The sequence below is a fragment of the Nocardiopsis sp. SBT366 genome (assembly GCF_001083815.1).
GTDB classification, from domain to species: Bacteria; Actinomycetota; Actinomycetes; order Streptosporangiales; family Streptosporangiaceae; genus Nocardiopsis; species Nocardiopsis prasina.
Genome location: NZ_LAVM01000063.1, coordinates 12,549 through 34,215 on the forward strand (window position 1 = coordinate 12,549; position 21,667 = coordinate 34,215).

At 70.3% G+C, this 21,667-nt stretch carries 22 protein-coding genes; 13 read left to right on the forward strand and 9 right to left on the reverse strand.

Features of this window, described 5'->3' with window-relative positions:
• Nucleotides 1–130: 130 nt before the first annotated feature.
• Nucleotides 131–814 (forward strand): hypothetical protein, encoded by a 684-nt coding sequence (locus ADX84_RS18415; protein WP_049576451.1) that lies wholly within the window; start codon nt 131–133, stop codon nt 812–814.
• A gap of 308 nt (nt 815–1,122) precedes the next feature.
• Nucleotides 1,123–2,004, forward strand: coding sequence for an aldo/keto reductase (locus ADX84_RS18420; protein WP_049576454.1), 882 nt, complete (start codon nt 1,123–1,125; stop codon nt 2,002–2,004).
• Between the two features lie 69 nt (nt 2,005–2,073).
• Here the strand turns inward: ADX84_RS18420 and ADX84_RS18425 are convergent, their stop codons facing one another.
• Nucleotides 2,074–3,666 carry an OmpA family protein gene (locus tag ADX84_RS18425; RefSeq protein WP_049576457.1) on the reverse strand — a complete coding sequence of 531 codons (1,593 nt, stop codon included), beginning with the start codon at nt 3,664–3,666 and terminating at the stop codon, nt 2,074–2,076.
• Nucleotides 3,667–3,937: 271 nt separating this feature from the next.
• Here ADX84_RS18425 and ADX84_RS18430 point away from each other — a divergent pair, with 271 nt between their 5' ends.
• From ADX84_RS18430 to ADX84_RS18450, 5 genes are all read left to right on the forward strand, one after another.
• Complete coding sequence (locus ADX84_RS18430; protein ID WP_049576460.1) at nt 3,938–4,567, forward strand: fasciclin domain-containing protein; 630 nt, start codon at nt 3,938–3,940, stop codon at nt 4,565–4,567.
• A 146-nt stretch (nt 4,568–4,713) separates the two neighbouring features.
• A complete protein-coding gene (locus ADX84_RS18435; RefSeq protein WP_049576463.1) occupies nt 4,714–6,417 on the forward strand; it encodes a molybdopterin-dependent oxidoreductase in 1,704 nt (567 codons plus the stop codon).
• 97 nt (nt 6,418–6,514) lie between these two features.
• Nucleotides 6,515–7,180 (forward strand): fasciclin domain-containing protein, encoded by a 666-nt coding sequence (locus ADX84_RS18440; RefSeq protein ID WP_049576466.1) that lies wholly within the window; start codon nt 6,515–6,517, stop codon nt 7,178–7,180.
• A 150-nt stretch (nt 7,181–7,330) separates the two neighbouring features.
• On the forward strand, nt 7,331–7,924 hold the full coding sequence (locus tag ADX84_RS18445; RefSeq protein WP_049576469.1) for a sigma-70 family RNA polymerase sigma factor: 594 nt from the start codon (nt 7,331–7,333) through the stop codon (nt 7,922–7,924).
• Between the two features lie 8 nt (nt 7,925–7,932).
• Nucleotides 7,933–8,661 carry an anti-sigma factor domain-containing protein gene (locus ADX84_RS18450; RefSeq protein ID WP_049576472.1) on the forward strand — a complete coding sequence of 243 codons (729 nt, stop codon included), beginning with the start codon at nt 7,933–7,935 and terminating at the stop codon, nt 8,659–8,661.
• A gap of 540 nt (nt 8,662–9,201) precedes the next feature.
• Here the strand turns inward: ADX84_RS18450 and ADX84_RS18455 are convergent.
• Together ADX84_RS18455 and ADX84_RS18460 are read right to left on the reverse strand one after the other, a co-directional pair.
• The gene (locus tag ADX84_RS18455; RefSeq protein WP_156208127.1) at nt 9,202–10,506 is read right to left on the reverse strand and encodes an MFS transporter; all 1,305 of its coding nucleotides are present in this window, start codon (nt 10,504–10,506) and stop codon (nt 9,202–9,204) included.
• Between the two features lie 254 nt (nt 10,507–10,760).
• Nucleotides 10,761–12,038 carry a CynX/NimT family MFS transporter gene (locus tag ADX84_RS18460; RefSeq protein WP_049576475.1) on the reverse strand — a complete coding sequence of 426 codons (1,278 nt, stop codon included), beginning with the start codon at nt 12,036–12,038 and terminating at the stop codon, nt 10,761–10,763.
• Nucleotides 12,039–12,224: 186 nt separating this feature from the next.
• Here ADX84_RS18460 and ADX84_RS18465 point away from each other — a divergent pair, with 186 nt between their 5' ends.
• The 4 genes from ADX84_RS18465 to ADX84_RS18480 all read left to right on the forward strand — a co-directional run bounded on the left by ADX84_RS18465 (nt 12,225) and on the right by ADX84_RS18480 (nt 16,414).
• A complete protein-coding gene (locus tag ADX84_RS18465; RefSeq protein WP_082206596.1) occupies nt 12,225–12,710 on the forward strand; it encodes an Lrp/AsnC family transcriptional regulator in 486 nt (161 codons plus the stop codon).
• Nucleotides 12,711–12,965: 255 nt separating this feature from the next.
• Nucleotides 12,966–13,805, forward strand: a complete 840-nt coding sequence (locus ADX84_RS18470) for an EamA family transporter (protein WP_049576483.1) — start codon at nt 12,966–12,968, stop codon at nt 13,803–13,805.
• Nucleotides 13,806–13,883: 78 nt separating this feature from the next.
• On the forward strand, nt 13,884–14,858 hold the full coding sequence (locus tag ADX84_RS18475; RefSeq protein WP_049576486.1) for an amidohydrolase family protein: 975 nt from the start codon (nt 13,884–13,886) through the stop codon (nt 14,856–14,858).
• Nucleotides 14,843–16,414: a long-chain-fatty-acid--CoA ligase gene (locus ADX84_RS18480; RefSeq protein ID WP_049576488.1), complete on the forward strand. Its 1,572-nt coding sequence runs from the start codon at nt 14,843–14,845 to the stop codon at nt 16,412–16,414. The genes ADX84_RS18475 and ADX84_RS18480 overlap by 16 nt, the downstream gene beginning before the upstream one ends.
• A 42-nt stretch (nt 16,415–16,456) precedes the next feature.
• Here the strand turns inward: ADX84_RS18480 and ADX84_RS18485 are convergent, their stop codons facing one another.
• Entirely contained in the window at nt 16,457–17,248 is a 792-nt protein-coding gene (locus tag ADX84_RS18485; RefSeq protein ID WP_049576492.1) for a VOC family protein, read from the reverse strand.
• A gap of 104 nt (nt 17,249–17,352) precedes the next feature.
• Here ADX84_RS18485 and ADX84_RS18490 point away from each other — a divergent pair, with 104 nt between their 5' ends.
• Nucleotides 17,353–18,279, forward strand: coding sequence for a PfkB family carbohydrate kinase (locus ADX84_RS18490; RefSeq protein ID WP_049576495.1), 927 nt, complete (start codon nt 17,353–17,355; stop codon nt 18,277–18,279).
• A 42-nt stretch (nt 18,280–18,321) separates the two neighbouring features.
• Here ADX84_RS18490 and ADX84_RS18495 read toward each other — a convergent pair whose 3' ends face one another.
• The 5 genes from ADX84_RS18495 to ADX84_RS18510 all read right to left on the reverse strand — a co-directional run bounded on the left by ADX84_RS18495 (nt 18,322) and on the right by ADX84_RS18510 (nt 20,514).
• Complete coding sequence (locus ADX84_RS18495; RefSeq protein ID WP_049576499.1) at nt 18,322–18,558, reverse strand: DUF397 domain-containing protein; 237 nt, start codon at nt 18,556–18,558, stop codon at nt 18,322–18,324.
• A gap of 201 nt (nt 18,559–18,759) precedes the next feature.
• Nucleotides 18,760–18,945: a DUF397 domain-containing protein gene (locus tag ADX84_RS25665; RefSeq protein WP_082206598.1), complete on the reverse strand. Its 186-nt coding sequence runs from the start codon at nt 18,943–18,945 to the stop codon at nt 18,760–18,762.
• 49 nt (nt 18,946–18,994) lie between these two features.
• Nucleotides 18,995–19,240, reverse strand: a complete 246-nt coding sequence (locus ADX84_RS18500) for a DUF397 domain-containing protein (RefSeq protein ID WP_049576504.1) — start codon at nt 19,238–19,240, stop codon at nt 18,995–18,997.
• 215 nt (nt 19,241–19,455) lie between these two features.
• Nucleotides 19,456–19,644 (reverse strand): DUF397 domain-containing protein, encoded by a 189-nt coding sequence (locus ADX84_RS25670; protein ID WP_082206601.1) that lies wholly within the window; start codon nt 19,642–19,644, stop codon nt 19,456–19,458.
• A gap of 12 nt (nt 19,645–19,656) precedes the next feature.
• Nucleotides 19,657–20,514 carry a helix-turn-helix transcriptional regulator gene (locus ADX84_RS18510; protein ID WP_082206603.1) on the reverse strand — a complete coding sequence of 286 codons (858 nt, stop codon included), beginning with the start codon at nt 20,512–20,514 and terminating at the stop codon, nt 19,657–19,659.
• A gap of 523 nt (nt 20,515–21,037) precedes the next feature.
• On the opposite strand from ADX84_RS18510, the gene ADX84_RS18515 reads away from it, so the two are divergent.
• A complete protein-coding gene (locus ADX84_RS18515) occupies nt 21,038–21,553 on the forward strand; it encodes a hypothetical protein (RefSeq protein WP_049576511.1) in 516 nt (171 codons plus the stop codon).
• The last annotated feature ends 114 nt before the right edge of the window (nt 21,554–21,667 follow it).

Sequence of the window (21,667 nt, forward strand, 5' to 3'; positions counted from 1 at the left end):
AGAGCGGATCGCCCCACCCTCCACCGGGCCAGTGGGGAGGGCCTCCCCGGGGCGCCGGACTTGCTAGGTTTCCCTGTGTCCCCCGCCGGAGCCCCCTCCAGCCCGGCGCACCCCGAACCGAAAGCCACCCATGCGCCTGATCCCGTCATCACCCCTCTCGTGCCTGGGCACGGCCGTCGCCGCAGTCGTGATCGGCGGTGTCGTCCTCGTCGGCTGCGACGTGGTCGACCTCGACCTGGACCTGAGCATGTCGTCAGGCGGCTCGGACTCCCCCGAGGAGGAGGCGAGCGCCAGCCCCAGTCCCGAGGAAGAGCCGGAGGAAGAGGAGGCCTCCGCCTACGGCCTCCCCGAGTCCTGTGAGGCGGCCGGCGCCGCGCAGATCGTCGGGGACCTCGCGCCGGGCCAGGTGCTGACCGAGGAGAGCGGGGAGATCGAGGGGATCGAGGACGCCGAACAGCTCTCCTGCACGTTCAGCGACGGGAGCACCGAACCCGGGACGCCGTCGTTCACCCTCGTGTTCACCTCGGGCGCCGACCCCAGCGCCAATCCGGACGTCGTCCAGGTCCCGGGCGCCGAGGCGGAGATGAACTGGGAGGTCGACGTCGACGTGGACGTGGACACCTACCACACGGAGGACTCCGACGACCTCGGCGCGGACCTGGAGTACGTCGGCACGGTGGACGGCTCCAGCCGCCACCTGTACCTCCAGCTGCCCGGCGACTTCCACGTGACCGCGATCGCCTACTTCGAGGACGTCGAACGCGGCGACCTGGAGCGCGTGGTCTTCCAGGCCGCGGGCCAGATCCGCAACTGACCGAGCCACCGAGGGGCCGCCGACGTTCGTCGGCGGCCCCTCTCGCGTTCTCCGGCCCTCCACCGACGCCCCTCCGCGCGGGGCGGCCGAGGGGGCCGGACGGGCAAAAGCACCGTCCCCGGACGTACCCACCCCCGCGGCCAACCGGAATCCGCATGACCTCCCCGACGCGCTCACGGGTTCCTTGCCACCGCCGCCACCTGCTGGGATTCTTCCCGCAACACCGCAGCGAGCCTGGTCTCGCACGTCGTGGCCCCGATCCCCCTCCGCCCTGTCACGCGGCCCCGTGCCGCCCGGAAGGAACCCTCGTGACCGACGTACACACCACACCGGATCTCGCCCGCCTGTCCGGCACCTTCGCCATCGGCGGGAACCTCCCCGTGCACCGCCTCGGATTCGGCGCGATGCAACTCACGGGCCCCGGGTCCTGGGGAGAGCCCCAGGACCGCGACGAGGCGCTGGCCGTACTGCGACGCGCGGTCGAGCTGGGCGTCACCCTCATCGACACCGCCGACTCCTACGGCCCCGAGGTCAACGAACGGCTGATCCGCGAGGCCCTGCACCCGTACCCCGAGGACCTCCTCGTGACCACCAAGGTGGGCATGGTGCACTCGGGCCCCGGGCAGTGGGAGGCCAACGGGACACCCTCGCACCTCAAGCGTCAGGTGGAGGCGAGCCTGCGCAACCTGGGCCTGGAGCGCATCGGCCTGCTCCAGCTCCACTGGATCGACCCCGAGGTGCCGCTGTCCGAGCAGCTGGGCGCGCTCGTGGAACTGCGTGAGGAGGGCAAGATCCACCACATCGGGCTGACCGGTGTGACGAGGGAGCAGCTCCGGACCGCCCGCAGGACCACACCCATCGCCTCGGTGCAGAACGAGTACAACCCCGGCCAGCGCAGGTCCGAGGACGTGCTGGAGCGGTGCGAGCAGGAGGGGATCGCGTTCCTGCCCTGGGCGCCGATCGCGCGCGGGGAACTGGCGCGTCCGGACTCCCCGCTGGCCCCCATGGCGGCCGAGCGCGGCGTGACCCCGGCCCAGCTGGCCCTGGCCTGGCTGCTGCGCCGGTCGCCGGTGATGCTGCCGATCCCGGGCACCTCCCGGGTCGAGCACCTGGAGGAGAACATGGCGGCCGCCTCGGTGAGCCTCTCCGAGGCGGAGAGCGAGCACATCAGGAGGCTCCTCGCCGTCTGACCCCGCACGGGGCGCGAACACGACGAGGGGCCGCCGACAGTGCGTCGGCGGCCCCTCGTGGATCCCGGGTCAGTAGTCGACCGGGATCTCCTCGAACTCGCCGAACGGACCGGCGCGCAGGGTCAGTTCCGTCACGTCCACGGGGGGAGCGGGGAAGACCGCGACCAGCTCGTGGGTGTTGCCGGGCTGGATCATGTGGACCTCCTCGGCGAAGCTGCTGTAGCGGCCGTCGCCGAAGTCCATCTGGGCCACGTAGCGGACCAGTCCGTTGTCCGGCTCGAAGAGCTGGAAGCCGCCGAGGGTGCCCTTGTTGAACTGCTCGGGGCCACCCGCGACCGTCTCGGAACCCCCGAGCTCGGGGGTGAGCGGCTGGTCGGTGGTGTTGGTCATCGCCACGGTCCCGATGACGTAGGCGCCGTCGCGGCGGAGCGGGTAGAGCTCCAGGCGGATGCCGTCCTTCTCCCCCTCGGCGACCACGGAGCCCGGGTCGTCGCTGTACGGCGCGGGCCAGGTGACGTTGCGCTGGGCCACGCCCAGGCCGTCGTCGTCGTACTCCTCGTCCTCGGTGGCCTCGACGGTGGGGTTGAAGACGTACGAGAACTCGACGCGGCGGTTGCGGGCGCGGGCCTCCTCGTCGTCGGGACCGCCCTCGCGGGCGACGGGCTCGCGCTTGCCCCGGCCCTCGACCTCCAGCTTGTAGTCGGTGCCGAGCTCCTCCGCGAGGAGGTCGCGCACGGTCTCGGCGCGCTCCACGGACAGGTTGTCGTTGTAGGAGTCGTCACCGATGCCGTCGGTGTGGCCGATGACCGTGATGGTGGGGTCGTCGGGGTCCACGTTGTTGGCCAGCGTGGTCGCGGCCCGCCGCACGACGTCGGCGGCGGTCTCGGTCAGGTCCGAGCGGTCGAACTCGAACATCACGTCCGAGTGGAGGGAGATGATCTCCCGGTCGCCGTCACGGGTGGTGGAGGCGATCTCGGAGTCCACGAAGCTCTGCACCCAACCCTCGTCCGCCACCGCGTCGTCGTCGGGACGCCGGTTGGCGAAGGTCAGGTTCTCACCGCGTCCGGGCGGGTCGTCGAGGCTGAGGTGGTCCGGACCGTTGGGGTTCTCGGGGTCCGCCCTCTCCTCGTCCACGTCCTGGATGGTGATGCCGGTCATCGCGCCCAGACCGCTGCCGACGAAGGTCACCTGGGAGACCTCGTCGGGGATGCGGGGGAAGTACCGGGTGTACTCGTTGGTGACCCCGTCGTGCACGGGGTACAGGCCGTCCTCGTTCGGGCTCTCGGAGCCGTACTTGAGTCCCCCCTCGTCGAGGAACTGCCGGTACACGCGGCCGGTCAGGGGGTCGACCAGCGTGTGCGCCATGCTCAGGTTCCGGTTGGGCCCGGCGAAGTCGTCCAGGTAGGTGACCTCGTAGTGCATGACCGTGTAGTCGTCGGTGCGCTCCAGGCCGGTGATCGAGAAACGCATCTCGGCGTCCTGTCCGGTGTCCTGGAAGATCCGGCCCTCTCGGACGTAGGGGAACTCCTCCCTCACCTCCGGCGGGCCCGACGCGTCGCCGAAGGTCTCTGACCACCAGTCGGACACGGGGGTACAGCCGCTGAGCAGGAGGCTGCCAGAGACCATGAGCGCGACCACGGTGAGGGGCGTCTTCCGCGCCATGTGGGGGAACTCCGATCGTTGAGGAGACGTACGGGCAACATCCTCCTGCACTCGCGGGGTCGAACCGACCACTGCGTCCCCGTAGGAGCACGGTCAACCTCCCTGGCCAGGGGTGACCCCTATGGGGGTTTCTTCGGTTATGGCGCGGGGGCTGCCGCTCCACGGCACCGCCTTCGTGCGCGGGTGCAGTGAGTCGGGCGCCTCGGAGCCAGCCACCGACACGTAGCGTCGTATCCCGGTGACTGAGGGGCATCACCCGAAGGAGAGACGCATGCGCACATCCACGCTGGCCGCGGCCACGACGGTCGTGGCTCTCGCCCTCGCCCTCGGAGCCTGTGCTTCCGGGAGCGGGGACACCGATGGCGAGGGCACCGAGGAGTCGGGGCGGGAGACCGGTCGGGAGGGCGCGGCCGGGGACGGGAGCGCGGACGGTCCCTTCGGCCCCGGGTGCTCGGACTTCCCCTCGGAGGGTGGGGGCAGTCTCGACGCGATGGCCGACCAGCCGTTCGCCACCGCCATCGCCGACAGTCCGGTGCTCGGCAACCTGGCCGACGCCCTGGAACGGGCCGGGCTCAGCGAGGAGCTGGACACCGCCGAGGGCGTGACCGTGTTCGCCCCCGTCAACGACGCCTTCGACATGTACCCGGACGGGGAGATGGACGACCTCCTGGGGGACTCCGACAGGCTGGCGTACCTGCTCGGCCACCACGTGGTCGCGGGCGAGGTCGACAGCGCGGAACTGGACGGGGGCGTGTTCGACTCCCTCAACGGGGGCCGGGTGCGCGTCTCCGGATCGAGGGGTGGGTACACCGTGGACGGCTACGCCACCGTGGACTGCGCGGACGTGCGAACCGCCAACGCCACGGTGCACGTGGTGGACATGCTCCTCATGCCGTCCTGACCCGGGGCCGGGGCGCCGGACGACGGGACGCGGCGCGCGCCGGACGGCAGCCGCCCCGGGGTTGAGCGGAGGGGCACGCCGGGGGCCCGGGGGCGAAATCTCGGAAAACCTCCCCGTCCACCAATCCGGTTCACCCCCGGCCCCGAATGCCCCACGTGACTACCGGGACACGCGGGGAACAGCACCCGCCACGCGACGGACGACGTTGGGGCGTCGGAGCGGGCCTCGGCCTGCTCGTCGTCGGGGCGGCGCTCGGCTTCGGCGAACTCGCCGCCGGGCTCCTCCGCGTGACGTCCCCGGTGGTGACCGTCGGCGACGCGCTCGTCGACAACAGCCCCCAGTTCCTCATGTCATGGGCGATCGCGCTCTTCGGCACGGCCGACAAGGCCGTGCTGGTCATCGGAGTGCTGCTCGTGCTGATCCTGTCCGGGGCGGCACTGGGTGTCGTGGCTTCGCGCCGCCCCGTGGCGGGATACGTGGGACTGGGGCTGTTCACGGCGGTGGGGCTGACCGCCGTGGTCCTGCGCCGCGCCGACGACCTGGGGGCGGCCACGGCCGTGGTCGTCGGCGGGGTCGCGGGCACCGTGGCCCTCGCCCTGCTGTTGAGGAGCCTGGGCCCGGCTCCGTCCCGCACACAGGGGCCGGGACCGGACGCCGGGCCGCAGCACGAGACCGACACGAACCGCGCCGACGAGGCCGGTTCCGAAGAGGACACCGGGCAGGAGCAGGGGCCGCGCGCGAAGGGTGACGCCGACGGCGTCCCCCAGACGGGCCCGGACGCGGGTCCCGGCCGGAGGGGCTTCGTCCTCACCGCCGCCGGGGTTCTGGCCGCCTCCGGGACCGCTGGCGCCCTCGGACGCTCGCTGCCGTCCCTCCTGGGCGGCGCGGGCTCCGGAACCCGGCTGGCCCTGCCCGCCCCCGCGTCCCCGCTGCCCGCCCTTCCGTCCGGCGTCGACCTCGGCGTCCCGGGGCTGGCACCCTTCACCACCCCCAACACGGACTTCTACCGGATCGACACCGCCCTGACGGTCCCGAGGCCGGACCCCGCCCGGTGGACGCTGCGCGTGCACGGCATGGTGGACCGCCCCTTCGAGATCGACATGGACGAACTGCTCTCCCGCGACCTGGTCGAAGCGGACATCACCCTGGCGTGCGTGTCCAACCAGGTCGGCGGGGACCTGGTCGGCAACACCCGCTGGCTCGGCTTCCCCCTGGCGGAGCTGCTGCGGGAGGCCGGAGTGCAGTCGGGCGCGGACCAGATCCTCAGCACCTCCAGTGACGGCTGGACCTGCGGCACCCCCACCGAGGTGGTCATGGACGGCCGCGACGCCCTGCTGGCCGTGGGCATGGGCGGGGAACCGCTCCCCCACGAGCACGGCTACCCCGCCCGCATGGTGGTCCCCGGCCTGTACGGGTTCGTCAGCGCCACCAAGTGGGTCACCGACATCAAGCTCACCCGCTTCGCCGACGAGCAGGCCTACTGGGCCCAGCGCGACTGGGGCGTGAGGGCACCGATCAAGACCATGTCCCGGATCGACGTGCCCTCCCCTCTGGGGCGGGTCGAGTCCGGCGAGGTGGTCCTGGCCGGGGTCGCCTGGGCCCAGCACAGGGGAGTCGCGGGGGTGGAGGTTCGGGTGGACGACGGCGACTGGTGGGAGGCCGAGCTCGCCGAGGTCCCCGGGATCGACACCTGGGTCCAGTGGGTCACCGAGACCACCGTCGACCCCGGCAACCACGCGGTGGAGGTCAGGGCCACCGACGCCACCGGGTTCACCCAGCCGTCCGAACGGGTGGACCCGATCCCCGACGGCGCCACGGGCTGGCACCGCATCCGTTTCACGGCCACCTGAGGAGACGGCTCCGAGCGCGCACCGCCGCGCACCGGACCCTCCGCACACGGCCGACACACAGACCCGAGAACGCAGTCAGCAACAAAGGAGATTCACGATGAACCGCATCACCGCCACCGCCCGCAGGAACAAGCTCGCCGCCACCGCCGCGGCCGCCGCGCTGGCCTTCGGCCTGTCCGCCTGTGGCGGCATGGACGACTCCGGCAGCGAGAACACGGACGCCGGCGGTGCGGAGGAGACCGAGGGCACCGGCACCGAGGAGAACATGGACGAGGGCACCCAGACTGCGGGTGAGAACTTCGGTCCGGGCTGCGCCGAGGTGCCCGAGGACGGTGACGGCAGCTTCGAGGGCATGGCCCAGGACCCGGTCGCCACGGCGGCGTCCAACAACCCGCTGCTGTCCACCCTGGTCACGGCCGTGGGCGAGGCCGACCTCGTCGACACGCTCAACTCGGCCGAGGACATCACCGTGTTCGCGCCCACCAACGACGCCTTCGACAAGATCCCCGAGGAGGACCTCAACGCCCTGCTGGAGGACCAGGAGCAGCTCACCGAGGTGCTGACCTACCACGTGGTCGAGGGCGAGCAGGCCCCCGAGGCCCTTGAGAACGGCACCTTCACCTCGCTCCAGGGCGACGACGTCACCACCGAGGGCTCCGGCGAGGACTACACCGTCAACGGCGACTCGAGCGTGGTCTGCGGCAACGTGCAGACCTCCAACGCGACCGTCTACATCGTTGACACGGTGCTGATGCCCTCCTAATGAGAGGCTTCGCCGGGAGGGACACCCGGGCGGTCCGCGCGTTGAGGCCGGACCGTCCGGGTCCCCCACCGGGAACCTGACCGGACTCCGCCCCGAAGCCCGGTCACGAAGTGAACGAAGCACCACATCACCGAGACGAGAAGGGTCCGGATGGACAGGGCAGCCGCCGCACCGCACGACGCGGTCCACGACACCGACCCGCCCGGGTTGGAGGAGCTGCTGCGCCTCGTGGCGCGCGGTGACGAACACGCCTTCGGCCGGGTCTACGACCTGATCAGCCCCGCCGTGTACGGGCTGGTGCGCCGCATCCTGCGCGACCCCGCCCAGTCGGAGGAGGTCACGCAGGAGGTGCTCGTGGAGGTGTGGCGCAGCGCCTGCCGCTACGACGCCCGGCGGGGCAGCCCCCAGGCCTGGGTGATGACCCTCGCCCACCGCAGGGCCGTGGACCGGGTGCGGTCCGAGCAGGCCAGCACCGACCGGGAGGCCCGGGCCGCGGCGGCCGACACCCAGAGGCCCTATGACGAGGTGGCCGAGGAGGCCACCAACCGGCTCGAACGAGAACGCGTGCGCCGATGTCTGGACACGCTGACCGAGCTCCAGGAACAGTCGGTACGGCTGGCCTTCTACGGCGGTTACTCCTACCGTGAGGTGGCCAACCTGCTGTCGTCGCCCCTGGGCACCATCAAGACGCGTATGCGCGACGGGCTGATAAGGCTCAGGGACTGTCTGGGGGTGGACTGGTGAGAGGGACGATGGGGCAGGACACGCACACACTGACGGGCGCCTACGCGCTCAACGCCCTCTCCCCGAACGAGAGCGTACGGTTCGAGGACCACCTGGCCGACTGCGACTCCTGTGTCCAGGAGGTGCGGGGCTTCAAGGAGACCTCGGCGAGGCTGGCCGCCGCGACAGCGCAGGCCCCGCCCGCCGAACTCAGGGCACGGGTGCTGGAGGAGGTGGCCCGGACCCGGCAGCTCGCCCCGGCCCCCGAACGTCTGCCCGAGCCGCGCGTGCGTCGCGCCTGGCCGTGGATGCTGGGTCTGGCGCTGGCGGCGTGCGTGGCCGCGATCATCGCGCTGGGCGCCGTGGTGCTCGACCAGGGCCGCCAGGTGGACGAGCTCCGCACCAACGAACAGCGGATCGCGGCGGTGATCTCCGCGCCGGACGCGGTCTCCACCAGCGCCGAGCCCATGGAGGGCGTGAGCGTCACGGTGGTGCACTCCGAGGGCCTGGGCAACCTGGTGTTCAGCGCGCACGGGCTGGACGACCTGCATGACGAGGACTACCAGCTCTGGCTGACCCGCGACGACGGCAGCGTGTACTCGGCGGGAGTGCTCTCCGTGGACGAGGCCGGGTTCGTGCTGCCGGTCCTGGCGGCGCCGGACGAGGGGACCGAGGGCGTGGCGGTGACCGTCGAGCCGGAGGGCGGTTCCGAGCAGCCCACGTCCGACCCGGTGATGGCGATGCCGGTCACCGGCTGACCGGAGCGGGCGGCGCCTGCGTGCGGCGTCCGCAGCCCGGACGCGGCCCCCGTCTCTTCGGCGGGGGCCGCGTCGTGTCCGGGCACGCCGAGGGGGTCACGGCAAGTCGCGGGATCGGGTCCCCGTGCTCTGGCCCTTTCAGCTCAGCCGCCTCCCACGGACGCGAGCGCAGCCAAGGCAGGACTCACGGGCAGTGCCAGAACAGGACCGACCACCACGAGCCGTACCGAGGCCGGATCCACCACGCGAGCAAGTGCCGGGCGGGACCCACATCCGCGGGCGCTGCGCCTGGGCGGAGCTCACCTCCACGAGCAAGTACCAGGCAGAACCCTCCCCACAAGCCGACCGGGGCAGGACTCACCTCCACGAGCGCAGCCGAGGCAGAACTCACCTCCGCAAGCAGTACCGAGGCCGGACCCACCCCCGCGAGCGCTGCCAAGTCAGGACCCAGCTCCCCGAGCAGCGCCAGGGTTGTCAGGACCCAGCTCCACGGGCAGTGCCAGGGCAGGTCCCACCTCCACGAGCGCAGCCGAGGCGAACTCACCTCCGCGCGATCTCCTCCGGCCGGGGCAGGTCGCGCATGGTGGGCCCGAGTGTCAGGAGGGCGGCCAGGGCCGACACCACCGCCATCATCAGGAACACGAGGGTCGGCCCCGCGAGGTCGAAGAGCAGCCCGACCGCGACGATCCCGATCGGCTGGGACAGCAGCGCCATGAACGTCACCGCGCCCAGCGCCCGCCCCTGGTAGCGGTCGGGGACCGAGGTGGCGACGTAGCTGTAGAACAGCGCGTTCACACAGGGCACCGCGGCAAACACGAACCCCACGATCAACCCGAGCGAGAGCACACCCGGAGCGACCAGGAGGGCGAGCGCGCACACCGGGGCTGACCAGGCGGTGAAGAGGAAGATCGCGCTGGGCCGCACCTGGCGAACGACCACCCCGGCGGCCACCGCGCCGACCAGCCCACCGGTGCCCGCGAGGGAGACGGTCAGCCCGACCACGAGGTGGGAGGCGCCCCTGTCATCGGCCGTGGCGATCAGTGCCAGGAACGCCCCCGTCTGCGTGAAGGCGAGATTGAAGCAGACGATCCACCCGAGCATCGGCCGCAGGATCGGGTGCCCGGCCAGCAGCGCGAAGCCCCGAACCGCCCCGCGCAGGCTCATCCGCTCGACCCCGTCGTGGCGGGCCTGCATCGGGCGCCGGATCCGCAGGATCAGCGCCCCCGACACCAGGTAGAGGACCGCCTCCGCCAGGAAGGGGTAGGCCCGTCCCAGGCCGAAGAGGAACCCGGCGACGGGCGCGCCCAGAGCCGTCGTGGCGAAGAAGCGGATCTGGTTCTGCGCGGCGGCGTCGGCCATCTGCGCGGGCGGGACGAGCTGTTTGATCGCGGCCATGGCGACCGGGTTGGAGACACCCATGAGCGCCGAGGACGTCACGGCCACGGCGACCACCACCGGCACCGTGGCGTGCCCCCCGAACAGGGTTCCGGCGAAGGCGACCAGGAGCAGCAGGCGGCCCAGGTCGCACACCAGCAGTACGGCGCGGCGGTTGACGCGGTCCGCGAGGGAGCCGCCGACCACGGCCGCGACCATGGTGGTGGCCACCTGGGCCGCGCCGACGAACCCGGCCTCGGCTGCCGATCCGGCCAGCGCCAGCATGAGCATGGGGTAGGCGACCTCGCCGCTCTCCTTGCCCAGCCCGGCGAGGAAGCGGCTGGACCACAGTGCCTGGAAGTCCCGGTTGCGAAGGAGCGGGGCCGACCCGCCCCCCGGCGGCGCGGTCCCGGTGCCCGGTGGGGACACCGTGTCCGGGGGCGGGGAGGGATGCCGCTGTTCGATCGTCATGGTGTCCGGCCCCGTCGTGATACCCGGTGGATCCCGGGGTGCCCCGCGGCCCGGCTCCGAGCGTTGCCCGGGGCGCCCCCGTCACGGTGTGCGTGCGGGTCTCGGGCGTCAGGAGGGAACGGCGGGGATCACGAAGAGGGTCTTTCGGGGGGTGGATTGCTCAAACAGACATTATGCGCCTGTTGTGGGCATTGCGAGCTTGAGTGGACACATCAGTCGCATATCCGACGAATTGGCCACTTTCGGCCGCCCCTTCACGAACGGACATCCGAGAGGTCGGATGACCGGTCCGGGTGCCTCCGCTGGGCGGCCGCCTCGATCGTCCACGGGGTGCGTTCCACGTAGGCGACCACCAGGCCCACGACCAGCGATCCGCCAGCGATCACCGTGTAGGAGAGGGTCCACCCGCCGGTCAGCTCGCTGAACAGGCCGAACAACAACGGGCCACCCAGGGCGATACCGCTGCCCGCCCCCTGCACGAACCCGGACAGGGCCGCGGCGCCCTGCGGTGTGGAACTGCGGGCGTTGATCATGGTCATGACGACCACGAACAGGCTGGTGCCCATGCCGAGGAAGAGCACCCACAGCGCGGCGTACCCGGGGGCCACGGCCACACCGAGGTAGCCCACGCCGTAGCCGACCAGACCGAGGGCGACGATCGGGAAGGTGTTGGCGGCGCGCAGGGTGACGATCGGCGCGACCAGGCCGAACATCAGGCTGGTACCGACCATCAGGGAGACCAGGCTCCCGGCCAGGGCGGGGCTGTGCCCGGCGTCGTCGAGCAGCGCGGGCAGCCAGGTGAACAGCGTGAAGACGTTCCAGGTGACCATGCCGAACAGCAGCGCCATCCGCCAGGCCATCCCCACCCGCCAGATCGGGCGGGCCAGGGCCGGCCCTCCGGAGGGTACGACGGCGCGCGGAGCGCTGCCGGGCCGCCGCCACTGGACGGTCCACAGGATCGCGGCGGCCAGGGCCAGGAAGGACCAGACGCCCAGGGCCACCCTCCACCCGGCGACCTCGGCCAGGGGGATCGCGACCAGGGGTGGGAAGAGGGCACCGAGGTGGATGGAGACCATCTGCACGGTGCTGAGGGCGGCGAGCCGGTCCGGGAAGTACTGCTTGATCAGCGGCGGCAGCACGACGTTGCCCAGGGCGGCTCCGGTGAGCGCGATCCCCGTGAGCACCAGCAGGGTTCCGGTGTCGGGCGCGAAGGCGCGCGTCACCTGGCCCACAGCGGCGAGGAGCATGCTCAGCGCGGCCGTGGCCTCGGGGCCCAGGCGGCGCATGACGGCTGGGGTGACCAGCCCGAACAAGGCGAAGGCCACCAGCGGCAGGGTGCCGAAGACACCCACGACGGTGGCGGTGAACCCGAACTCCTCGCCGATGGTGGTCAGCAGGGGAGACAGGGAGGTGACCACGAGGCGCAGGTTGAGCGCCGCGCAGACGATGGCGAGCAAGGCCAGGACACGGCCCCGCGGTTCCGGGCGTGCCGACGGTCGGTCGGCGACGGCCAGGACAGAGGAAGGTCTCACGGTGACGGACGTCCCTTTGTGTTGCGGTGGTGCGACGTTGCACCTGTGCTGGGCCGACCGGCGGGCGACACTGCCTCCAGGAAGGGTCACTTCCTGGCGAGCCAAATACGACCTTTTCGCTCAGATGTTACGCATGCTTCGGAGTCGAACACAACAACCCGTATTAAGTACGGGTAAACTCTGGTCATGGCTCATCTTGACGAACTAGATACGGCGATCCTGGCCGAACTCCAGTCAGACGCACGAAAAACCAACCGGGACGTGGCCGCGGCGGTCGGCGCATCGCCCACCACGACGCTGGATCGGACCCGCGCGCTGCGAGAAAGGGGTGTGATTCGCGGCTCACTCCTGGACGTGGACCTCGAACTCATCGGACGCCCCGTGCAGGCGCTCATCACCGTGAGCGTCGTGAAGCCCTCGCGCCACAACATCGAGGCCTTCCGCGACTGGGTCCGCGCTCTGCCGGACACCCTGTCGGTCTTCGTCACCTCGGGGAACGAGGACTTCCTGGTGCACGTGGCCCTGCCGGACAACAACAGCCTGTACGCCTTCGTGGTGGACAAGCTGACCGAACGTCCGGAGGTGGCCGACGTGCGCGCCTCGATCGTCTACGAGCACCTGCGCAACAGCCACATCTCCCCCACCAACGCCCAGGCGCAGCGCCCCTCGTGAGCCCGCGACCCTCCAGTCGGGCACAGCCCCCACAGGGCGTTCCCGCCTGACCGGACCGCCCGGACAGGGTGCCCATGGGGCACGCGGAGGACGGGACGCCCAGCGCCCCTCGTGAGCCCGCGACCCTCCAGTCGGGCACAGCCCCCACAGGGCGTCCCCGCCTGACCGGAGCGGCCGGGACGGGGCCGCCACCGGGACGCACGGAGGGCGGAGGCTAGCCTTGCGGGGTTCCCCTTCCCCTCTGCGAGACATCCAATGACCACACCTATCGTCGTCGCGGTGCTGGTGGCGGCACTCCTCCACGCGGCGTGGAACGCGATCGCGCACGCGATCACCGACCGCCTGCTCGGCTTCGCGCTGATCGGACTCGGCGGGATGTTCGCGACCCTCCCGCTGCTGTTCGTGGTCGGGATGCCGCCGCCCGAGGCCTGGCCGCTCCTGCTGGCGTCCCTGGGCACGCACCTGCTCTACCTGACCCTGCTGATGCTCTCCTACCGGACCGGCGACTTCGGGCAGGTCTACCCCCTGGCTCGCGGCACCGCGCCCTGGGTGGTGGCCCTCATCGGAGTCCTCCTGCTCGGCGAGAGCCTGCCGCCCCAGGAGCTGGTCGGGGTCCTGGTCATCTCCGCCGGGCTCATGATCCTGGTGTTCGCGGGCGGGCTGCCGCAGCGGCACCACGTGCCCGCGCTCCTGGCAGCCTTCGCGACCGGGCTGGCGATCGCCTCCTACACCGTGGTGGACGCCTACGGTGTGCGCCTGACCCAGGATCCGCTCGGGTACATCACGTGGATCATGATGCTCCAGGGACCCGTGTTCTTCCTCGTGGCCCTGGGCACCCGGCGGAAGAACCTGGTCGAGCAACTGAGGCCCATCTGGAAGGTCGGCCTGTTCGGCGGCGCGGTCAGCGCGGGCGCCTACGGGCTGGTCCTGTGGGCGCAGCTGTCGGGAGCCGTCGCCGGGATCGCCGCCCTGCGGGAGACCAGCATCGTCTTCGCGGCGCTGATCGGCCTGGTGTTCTTCAAGGAACGCGTGGGTCCGGTCCGGATCGTCGCCTCCACCGTGGTCGTGGCCGGGGTCCTCCTGCTGACCCTCTGAACCAGCCCGGGGCCGTCACTGACCAGTGGGCCCGCCCCAGCCCCGAGCGCGGTTCGGATCGGCCGTAGGCTGGCGCATGTGACTGGAATCTCACTTGCCCCCGAGGGTGACGAGGAGACCGCGATCCGCCGGATCTGGGGCGGGCTCGGGCTCCCCGGCCTCGTGGACGTGCACACGCACTTCATGCCCGACAACGTCCTGCGCAAGGTCCAGGCCTACTTCGACGCCCTCGGTGAGGGGGTCTGGCCCCTCAACCCCCGCTACCGGGTGGCCGAGGACGAACGGGTCGCCCTCCTGCGCGGGTTCGGCGTCCTGGGCTTCACCGCGCTCTCCTACCCCCACCGACCGGCCATGGCCGCCTGGCTCAACGACTGGGCGGCCGACTTCGCCGACCGGCACCCCGACTCCCTGCGCAGCGCCACCTTCTTCGCCGAGCCCGAGGCGGCCGACTACGTGGCCGACGCGATCGGTTCCGGGGCCCGCGTCTTCAAGGCCCACCTCCAGGTCGGCGCCTACGACCCGCGCGACCCCCTGCTCTCCGGCGTCTGGGGCGCCCTCGCGGACTCCGGGACCCCCGTGGTCGTCCACTGCGGCTCCGGACCGACCCCCGGGAACTTCACCGGCCCCGGCCCCTTCGCGGAGGTCCTGCGCCAGCACCCGGCGCTGACCGCCGTGGTCGCCCACGCGGGCGCACCCGAGTACTCGGCGTTCCTGGACCTGGTCGAGGGGTACGAGGGCGTCCACCTGGACACCACCATGACGTTCACGCCGTTCACGGAGCGGCAGTCGCCCTTCCCACGGGAGGAACTGCCCCGCCTCCGGGAGTTCGGGCACCGCGTGCTGCTGGGTACCGACTTCCCGAACATCCCTTACCCCTATCTCGACCAGATCCGGAGCCTGGTCGAACTGGACCTGGGGGAGGACTGGCTACGCGGGGTCCTGCACGACAACGCCGCCGCACTGTTCGACCTCCCGACCCGCCCCGGCCGCACCCAGCCGGTCGCCGACACCAGGCAGCACCACACAGAGAGGGCACGATGGAACTCACCCTGACCCCCCTGGAGTTCGCCCGCCGGACCCGCAGACTGCACCCGCACCGCGAGGCGCTGGTCGACCGGGACCTCCGGCTCACCTACGAGCAGTTCTTCGACCGCTGCGACCGCTGGTCGTCCGCGCTCCAGGACATGGGCGTGGCCAAGGGCGACCGGGTCGCCTACATCGCACCCAACACACACGCGCAGCTGGAGTCGTTCTACGCGGTCCCGCAGCTGGGCGCGGTCCTGGTCCCGGTCAACTTCCGCCTGACCGCCGAGGACTTCGTCTACATCGTCAACCACTCCGGCGCCAAGGTGCTGTGCGTGCACTCCGACCAGCTCGAAACGGTCGAGGGCGTGCGGGACCGCATGCCCGGGGTGGAGCGCTTCGTCGCCCTGGAGGGCGCCCGCGACGGGTGGGAGGACTACGAGGCCCTGGTGGCGGCGGCCTCCCCCGACTTCGCGCGCCCGGAGATCGCGGAGACCGACCTGCTCACGATCAACTACACCTCCGGCACGACCGCGCGCCCCAAGGGTGTGATGATCACCCACCGCAACGCGTACATGAACTCGGTGGGCACCCTGCTGCACCTGCGGATCGGGCTCGGCGAGAAGTACCTGTGGACGCTGCCGATGTTCCACGCCAACGGCTGGACCTACACATGGACGGTCACGGCCGCCGGGGGCACCCACGTGTGCCTGCCCGCCATGGACCCGGCGCGGGTGTTCGAGCTCATCCGCACCGAGGAGGTGACCTGGCTGTGCGCGGCGCCCACGGTGCTGATCATGCTCTCCAACACCCCCGAGGCCGTACGTGGCACCGTCGCGCCGGGGGTGCACGTGGTGACAGCCGGGGCCTCGCCCGCCGCCGAGACCATCGAACGGCTGGAGGAGGACTTCGGCTGGACCGTCACCCACGTCTACGGCCTGACGGAGACCACGCCCTTCATCACGGTCTGCGAACCGCGTCCCGAGCACCGGGACCTGGCCGTGCGCGAACGCGCTGCGGTCAAGGCCCGACAAGGGGTCGAACTGATCACCTCCGGTGAGCTGCGCGTGGTCGACGGGAACGGCGACGAGGTGCCCTGGGACGGGACGACCGTCGGCCAGATCACCGTGCGCGGCAACGTGGTGATGAAGGGCTACTACAACGACCCCGAGGCCACCAAACAGGCCATGGGCGACGGCTGGTTCCGCACCGGCGACGCCGCCGTCACCCACCCGGACGGCTACGTGGAGATCCAGGACCGGATCAAGGACGTGATCATCTCCGGCGGCGAGAACATCTCGTCCGTCGAGGTGGAGGGGGTGCTGCTCCGGCATCCGGCGGTGCTGGAGGTGGCGATCGTGGGGGTGCCGCACGAGCGCTGGGGCGAGACTCCCCGCGCCTCCGTGGTGCTGCGCGAGGCTGCCTCGGCCACGGAAGAGGAGATCATCGCCTTCGCGCGTGAGCATCTCGCGCACTTCAAGGCGCCCACCCAGGTGGAGTTCGTGGAGCAGCTGCCCAAGACCGCCACCGGCAAGATCCAGAAGTTCGTGCTGCGCGGCGGCGCCTCCGCCGTCTCGCGCCAGTAGCGGCCGGGCCCCGCTCCGCCTGGCGGGCGGGGCCCGTCGGTCCTACCCGGGGTCCGGGCTGAGCAGCACGAACCCGGCGCCGAACGGGTCGGCGACCGCCGCCAGCCGTCCCACGCCCGCGGTGGAGTCCGGACCCATGTAGACGTGTCCGCCCGCCGCCGTGACCTCCGCGACGGCCGCGTCGCAGTCGGCGGCGTGGAAGACGGGATGCCAGTCGGCCGCGCCCCTGGTGGCGGTCAGGTTGTCGGCGTCGACCCCCATGATTCCGCCGAAGCTCCGGTCGTCGCCCAGGCCCGCCGGTCGGGTGATCGAGTACACGCCCGCGTCGCCGAGGTCGAAGGCGTCGAACTCCCACCCGAACAGGCCGCTGTAGAACTCCCTGGCGCCCTCAGCGGAGGGTGTCCACAGCTCGGCCCACATGAAGGTGTTCGGCTCGTCGGTCCGCTCCATGCCGGGCAGGGTTCCGGCTTCCCAGAGGCATACCGACCCGCCCTGCGGGTCGCCGACGACGGCCATCCGGCCCAGGCCCATGACGTCCATGGGCTCCACGTAGGGCGTGGCGCCCAGTTCCCGGGCGCGCTGGAAGGTCATGTCGAGGTCGGGGGTGTTGAAGTAGAGGGACCAGGTGACGGCCTGGTCGTCGGACATCTTCGGGCCGAGTCCGCCGATCAGGGCACCCTCGTGCCTGATCAACATGTAGCCGCCGGTGTCCGGGCCGGCCGACTCCGCGGTCCAACCGAACACCCGGCCGTAGAAGTCGACCGCCCGGTCCACGTCGGCGGTGGTCAGCTCGACCCAGCAGGGCGAACCGACCACATAGTCGGTGGTGATCATGCTGCCTCCCGTCGTGGCTCCCTCCCGAGTGTCCTCCAGGGCACTGACATAACGGGGATGATCAGGGCAAAGTCTCGACAACAGAACGATGGAGGGACCCAGGAATGTCCGTTCGCCTGCACCATGTGGGACCGGTGATCATCGACGTCGTCATGACCGTCGAACACCTGCCCGAGCCGGGTGGTGACACCTTCGCCAGCAGCGCCCGCACGGTACCCGGGGGCGGGTTCAACGTGATCGCCGCCGCCACGCGCGCCGGGATGGATGTGGTCTACGGGGGTGCCCACGGGAAGGGTCCCCATGGTGACCTGGTCCGGGCCGCGCTGCGCGACGCGGGGGTGGTGTGCGCGCACCCGCCCAGGCCCCGCGACACCGGTTTCTGCGTGGCACTGGTGGACTCCTCGGCGGAACGCACCTTCGTCACGCACCTGGGTGCCGAGACGGATCTGCCCTTGGCGGACCTGCGCGCCCTGCGCCCCGCGGAGGGCGACTTCGTCTACACGGTGGGGTACTCGCTGTTGCCCGGGCAGCGCGCCGACGAGCTGGTCACCTGGATCGGTGAGCTTCCGCAGGGGGTGAGGCTGGTGTTGGACCCGGCGCCGGTGGTGGGTGATGTTCCCACCGGGACTCTCGCGACGGTTCTGGCACGGACGGACGTGCTCAGCCTGAGTGCTGCCGAGGCGGTCACCGTTACCGGGACTGCTGATCTGCACGCCGCCGCCGCGATGCTGGTGAAACGTGTGGCACCCGACGGGGTGGTGGTGCTGCGCGACTCCGCCGAGGGTTGTCTGGTCGCCACGAGGGATGCTGAGCCCGTCCGGGTCCCGGGGTTCACCGTGGAGGCCGTGGACACCAACGGCGCGGGCGACGCGCACGTAGGTGTGTTCACAGCGGCCTTTGCCTCGGGTAGTTCGCCGTGGGAGGCCGCCCGCCGGGCCAACGCGGGGGCCGCCCTGGCTGTGACCCGGCCCGGCCCCGCCACCTCGCCCACCCGGGAGGAACTGGAGGGGTTTTTGAGTGCTCGGGCGTGAGGAAGACCCCGGCCACCATGGTCGGGGGCGTTCGCGTTCGGGCTACTGAGCGACGCGGAGGAGCGCGGACCATTCGAGGGAGGGGAAGGCCAGCGCACCGAGTTCCCTGTTCTGAGTGTCTCGGACGGCGGCACCGGTGGGCAGGTCAGCGACCTCGACACAGTTTTCGGTGCGGGCCCCGCTGTAGGAGGACTTGCGGAAGCGGGCGACTTCCACACAGTTGTTACGGTCGCTGTAGCTGGATTTGTGGAAGGCGAGTTCGTCGATGTGGGGGTGCATCTTGGGAACCTCCGCTGGGGGTGGGCAGTGACTCACTCATACACAGTCCTGCCCGCTTCCACACCCGTGCTCAGAGGAAAACGTCCCGAGACACTGTCCAGCTGTGGACAATGGCCGCCCGCCACTCCGGGGTGAAGTGGTCTTGGAACGAGTACACGTAGGCCCCCTGGTTTCACCTGGGGGCCTACGTTCTGCCTGAGGTCAGCTCTGTCGAACTCCCGCAACAAAGGCGCGCCACTCCGGGGAGGCGAACGCCAGGTGACCCTGCTGGCGATTCTTGGTGTCTCGGACGGCAGACAAGCCTGGCGCGTCAGCGACCTCAACGCAGTTCTGCTGCTGCGTGTAGGACGAAGTGCGCCAGGGGGCCTCAGCCGGGAACGAGTACATCGGCTCTTCCTATCGGGTGATCATCTCTGAGACACGGAACATCCGCTCGTCATCCAGCGCGGGTGGTGGAGAGCAAGGCCGACCACTCCGAGGACGGGAAGGACAGCGCCCCGAGGTCCCTGTTCTGGGTGTCGCGGACAGCGGCGCCGCTGGGGAGGTCAGCGACCTCCACGCAGTTGTCGGTGCGGCCCCCGCTGTAGGAGGACTTGCGGAAGCGGGCGACCTCGACGCAGTTGGCACTGTTGGCGCTGTAGCTGGACTTGAGGAAGGTGAGTTCGTCGATGTGAGGGTGCATCTTGGGGGCCTCCGCTGGGAGTGAGGGCACTGACTGACTCATGCACAGTCCTGCCCGCTTCAACGCCCTGTGTGCAGAGAAGAATGTCCCGAACTCCTGTCCAGCTGTGGACAGAGGAGCCTGCTTCCCGCCCGCAGGAGTGCGGGGTAGAATCTGGATTGATGAATGCAGAGGGCCCCGACCATCACGGTCAGGGCCCTCATCCTTTGTACGGGCTACCGGTTGGTGCGCGCAGTGCTGAGTAGAGCGACCCACTCCTGGGACGCGAAGGCGAGGTGCCCGGCATCGCGATTCTGGGTGTCTCGCACCGCAGAGCCTCCCTGGAAGTCAGCGACCTCGACGCAGTCGCGGTTGGTGCTGGAGAAGCTCGACTTGCGGAAGTTGAGCTGAGTGGATGAATGCATGTCGGCTGCTTTCTACAGAGCGTCGTGGATCTTCTTCATGGTGCGGATCGACTCCGTGTGTGACTGGGCTGTGACCTGGAGATGATCGAACACGTGCCGGTACTCACCGACCTCCTCCGTCTCCTCTAGGAACAGCCCCTCTGTCCTCGATTCGAGGTAGACGATCGGTGCGTCCATCTCGTCGGGGAAATCCAAGACGACGAACGGTCCTGACACTCCGGGATGGAGCCCGGCAGTGAACGGAAGTACCTGGATAGTGACTCCGTTATCAGGGTTCTCCGCTGCGTCAATCAGATGCTTGATCTGCCCCGCAGCGACACCGTCCTCCGTAGGCATCCGGCGCAGAGCGGATTCATCGATCACAGCCCACACAGTCGGAGGCTGTTCACCTTCAAGGACGTCTTGCCGGGCCATGCGTGCTTCAACCTGGCGAGCGACTTCGTTAGACGGGCGGGCCAGGCTGGCACGCACGGAGGCTTCTGCGTAGCCCTCTGTCTGGAGCAGGCCCGGGATGACGACGGGCTGCCAGGTGGAGATGACAGAAGCCTCCTCCTCGAAGCCAACCAAGGAGTCGGTACCGAACACGTCCTTGAATTTGGTCCACCAACCACGCTCGCGGGACTGTCGCGCGAGGTCGATGGTGGCCTTCCGCGTGGCCGGGTCCTCGACTTCGTAGTAGTCCAACAGCTGTCTGATGTTGCCCAGATCAGGCCTGACCCACTTGTTCCCCTCCATGTGAGCCAGCCTGCCGCGCGACCACTCCAAGTCTGCGGTGACGGTCTCCAGCGTCGACCCCTTCTCGTGCCGGAGCTGGCGAAGCACGGCAGACAGACGTCGCCTACGCACCGTGGGGCTGATTCTCCTGCTCATGGGGCCTCCCTGGGGGTCATGTTGCCGATCGTATGGGGATCTTCTCAAACGGGCATCTTTCGGAATCCTGTGATCGGATTCCTGTGATCCTCTTGCAAATATTAGATTCCGAAGTTCATCATAGGAGTGCATTCATTCGAGCCGCCCTCATCCAGCGGCATCTCGTACCGGAGGTGTGCGCCCATGGCGCCCCGATCCCTGAATCTCTCCGCGCTGGCATGCATGTGCCTTGTCGCGTCCGAGGTGTTCCATCGCCGTCGTCCCAGGCAGGCCGCGCGTGTGCGTGCCTTCGCCGCCAACCCCCGCCGCACCACTTCTCGCCCGCGTAGCCCGCTCATCCCCTCGCCTCGGCGGCCGGTCGACGCCGTCCCTGTGGAGGTGCTGGGGGCCGTCCTGGCCGGGCTTCGGCGACTGGCGGTGAACCCGTGAGCGTGTTCTCCCCCGAACAGGCCCACCAGCGGGACTGGTTCCTCCCGCTCTGCGACCTGACCAACAACCCGACCCTGATCGAGGGAGAGCAGTGATGTTGGACGTTGGCACCAGGGATCTGCTGGCCGTGGCGGAGGACGCCCTGACCACCCCCACCCACCTCACCCCCGCGCAGGTGGACGTGTGGCACAACCACACCCTGCGCAACCGCGTCCCCCTGGTCCTGGAAGCCCTGCGCATCGCTCGCGAGGAGAGCGACGCGGAGGTGGCGATGCAGCTGATCGACCAGGCCATCCACGATCACCCCGCACCCACGCGGGTTCCCGGCAACCGGCCCGTGGCGGGCACCCTCCCGAAGCCGAACAACCCTCACCCGGAGTCGCTGCCGGTTCCCGAACACGTGTTGTGCGCGCTCCTGTACCGGCACTGGGCGATGGCCGTGGAAGGCGCACCCCCGCACGAGATCTACGTGGCCCGCCGCCCCCTCGGCTGGACCGGCGACGGCGACCCCTACGAACGCATCACCGCGCCCAACCGCACCGAACTGCTGCGGTTGCTCGCCCACCGCCACCTGGGAACCAACCCGCCCGAGCGACCGCCCGGCACCTAGTCGGTCCACGCCCTGTTCTGCGGAGTCCCCGCCCGCACACCACGCAGCCCGGACCAGGCTCACCCGAACCGGTGGCCCACACCCCCGAGAAGAAGGAGACCACCCGTGTCGACC

Excerpts from the sequence above, each read along its gene's own strand:
- ADX84_RS18495 (WP_049576499.1), bottom strand. The coding sequence starts at position 18,558 with ATGCACCCCCACATCGACGAACTCGCCTTCCACAAATCCAGCTACAGC.
- ADX84_RS18465 (WP_082206596.1), top strand. The coding sequence starts at position 12,225 with ATGGCTCATCTTGACGAACTAGATACGGCGATCCTGGCCGAACTCCAG.
- ADX84_RS18480 (WP_049576488.1), top strand. The coding sequence starts at position 14,843 with ATGGAACTCACCCTGACCCCCCTGGAGTTCGCCCGCCGGACCCGCAGA.
- ADX84_RS18425 (WP_049576457.1), bottom strand. The coding sequence starts at position 3,666 with ATGGCGCGGAAGACGCCCCTCACCGTGGTCGCGCTCATGGTCTCTGGC.
- ADX84_RS18415 (WP_049576451.1), top strand. The coding sequence starts at position 131 with ATGCGCCTGATCCCGTCATCACCCCTCTCGTGCCTGGGCACGGCCGTC.
- ADX84_RS25665 (WP_082206598.1), bottom strand. The coding sequence starts at position 18,945 with ATGTACTCGTTCCCGGCTGAGGCCCCCTGGCGCACTTCGTCCTACACG.
- ADX84_RS18515 (WP_049576511.1), top strand. The coding sequence starts at position 21,038 with ATGTTGGACGTTGGCACCAGGGATCTGCTGGCCGTGGCGGAGGACGCC.
- ADX84_RS25670 (WP_082206601.1), bottom strand. The coding sequence starts at position 19,644 with ATGCATTCATCCACTCAGCTCAACTTCCGCAAGTCGAGCTTCTCCAGC.
- ADX84_RS18445 (WP_049576469.1), top strand. The coding sequence starts at position 7,331 with ATGGACAGGGCAGCCGCCGCACCGCACGACGCGGTCCACGACACCGAC.
- ADX84_RS18455 (WP_156208127.1), bottom strand. The coding sequence starts at position 10,506 with ATGACGATCGAACAGCGGCATCCCTCCCCGCCCCCGGACACGGTGTCC.
- ADX84_RS18500 (WP_049576504.1), bottom strand. The coding sequence starts at position 19,240 with ATGCACCCTCACATCGACGAACTCACCTTCCTCAAGTCCAGCTACAGC.
- ADX84_RS18450 (WP_049576472.1), top strand. The coding sequence starts at position 7,933 with ATGGGGCAGGACACGCACACACTGACGGGCGCCTACGCGCTCAACGCC.
- ADX84_RS18510 (WP_082206603.1), bottom strand. The coding sequence starts at position 20,514 with ATGAGCAGGAGAATCAGCCCCACGGTGCGTAGGCGACGTCTGTCTGCC.
- ADX84_RS18470 (WP_049576483.1), top strand. The coding sequence starts at position 12,966 with ATGACCACACCTATCGTCGTCGCGGTGCTGGTGGCGGCACTCCTCCAC.
- ADX84_RS18490 (WP_049576495.1), top strand. The coding sequence starts at position 17,353 with ATGTCCGTTCGCCTGCACCATGTGGGACCGGTGATCATCGACGTCGTC.
- ADX84_RS18485 (WP_049576492.1), bottom strand. The coding sequence starts at position 17,248 with ATGATCACCACCGACTATGTGGTCGGTTCGCCCTGCTGGGTCGAGCTG.
- ADX84_RS18440 (WP_049576466.1), top strand. The coding sequence starts at position 6,515 with ATGAACCGCATCACCGCCACCGCCCGCAGGAACAAGCTCGCCGCCACC.
- ADX84_RS18430 (WP_049576460.1), top strand. The coding sequence starts at position 3,938 with ATGCGCACATCCACGCTGGCCGCGGCCACGACGGTCGTGGCTCTCGCC.
- ADX84_RS18435 (WP_049576463.1), top strand. The coding sequence starts at position 4,714 with ATGCCCCACGTGACTACCGGGACACGCGGGGAACAGCACCCGCCACGC.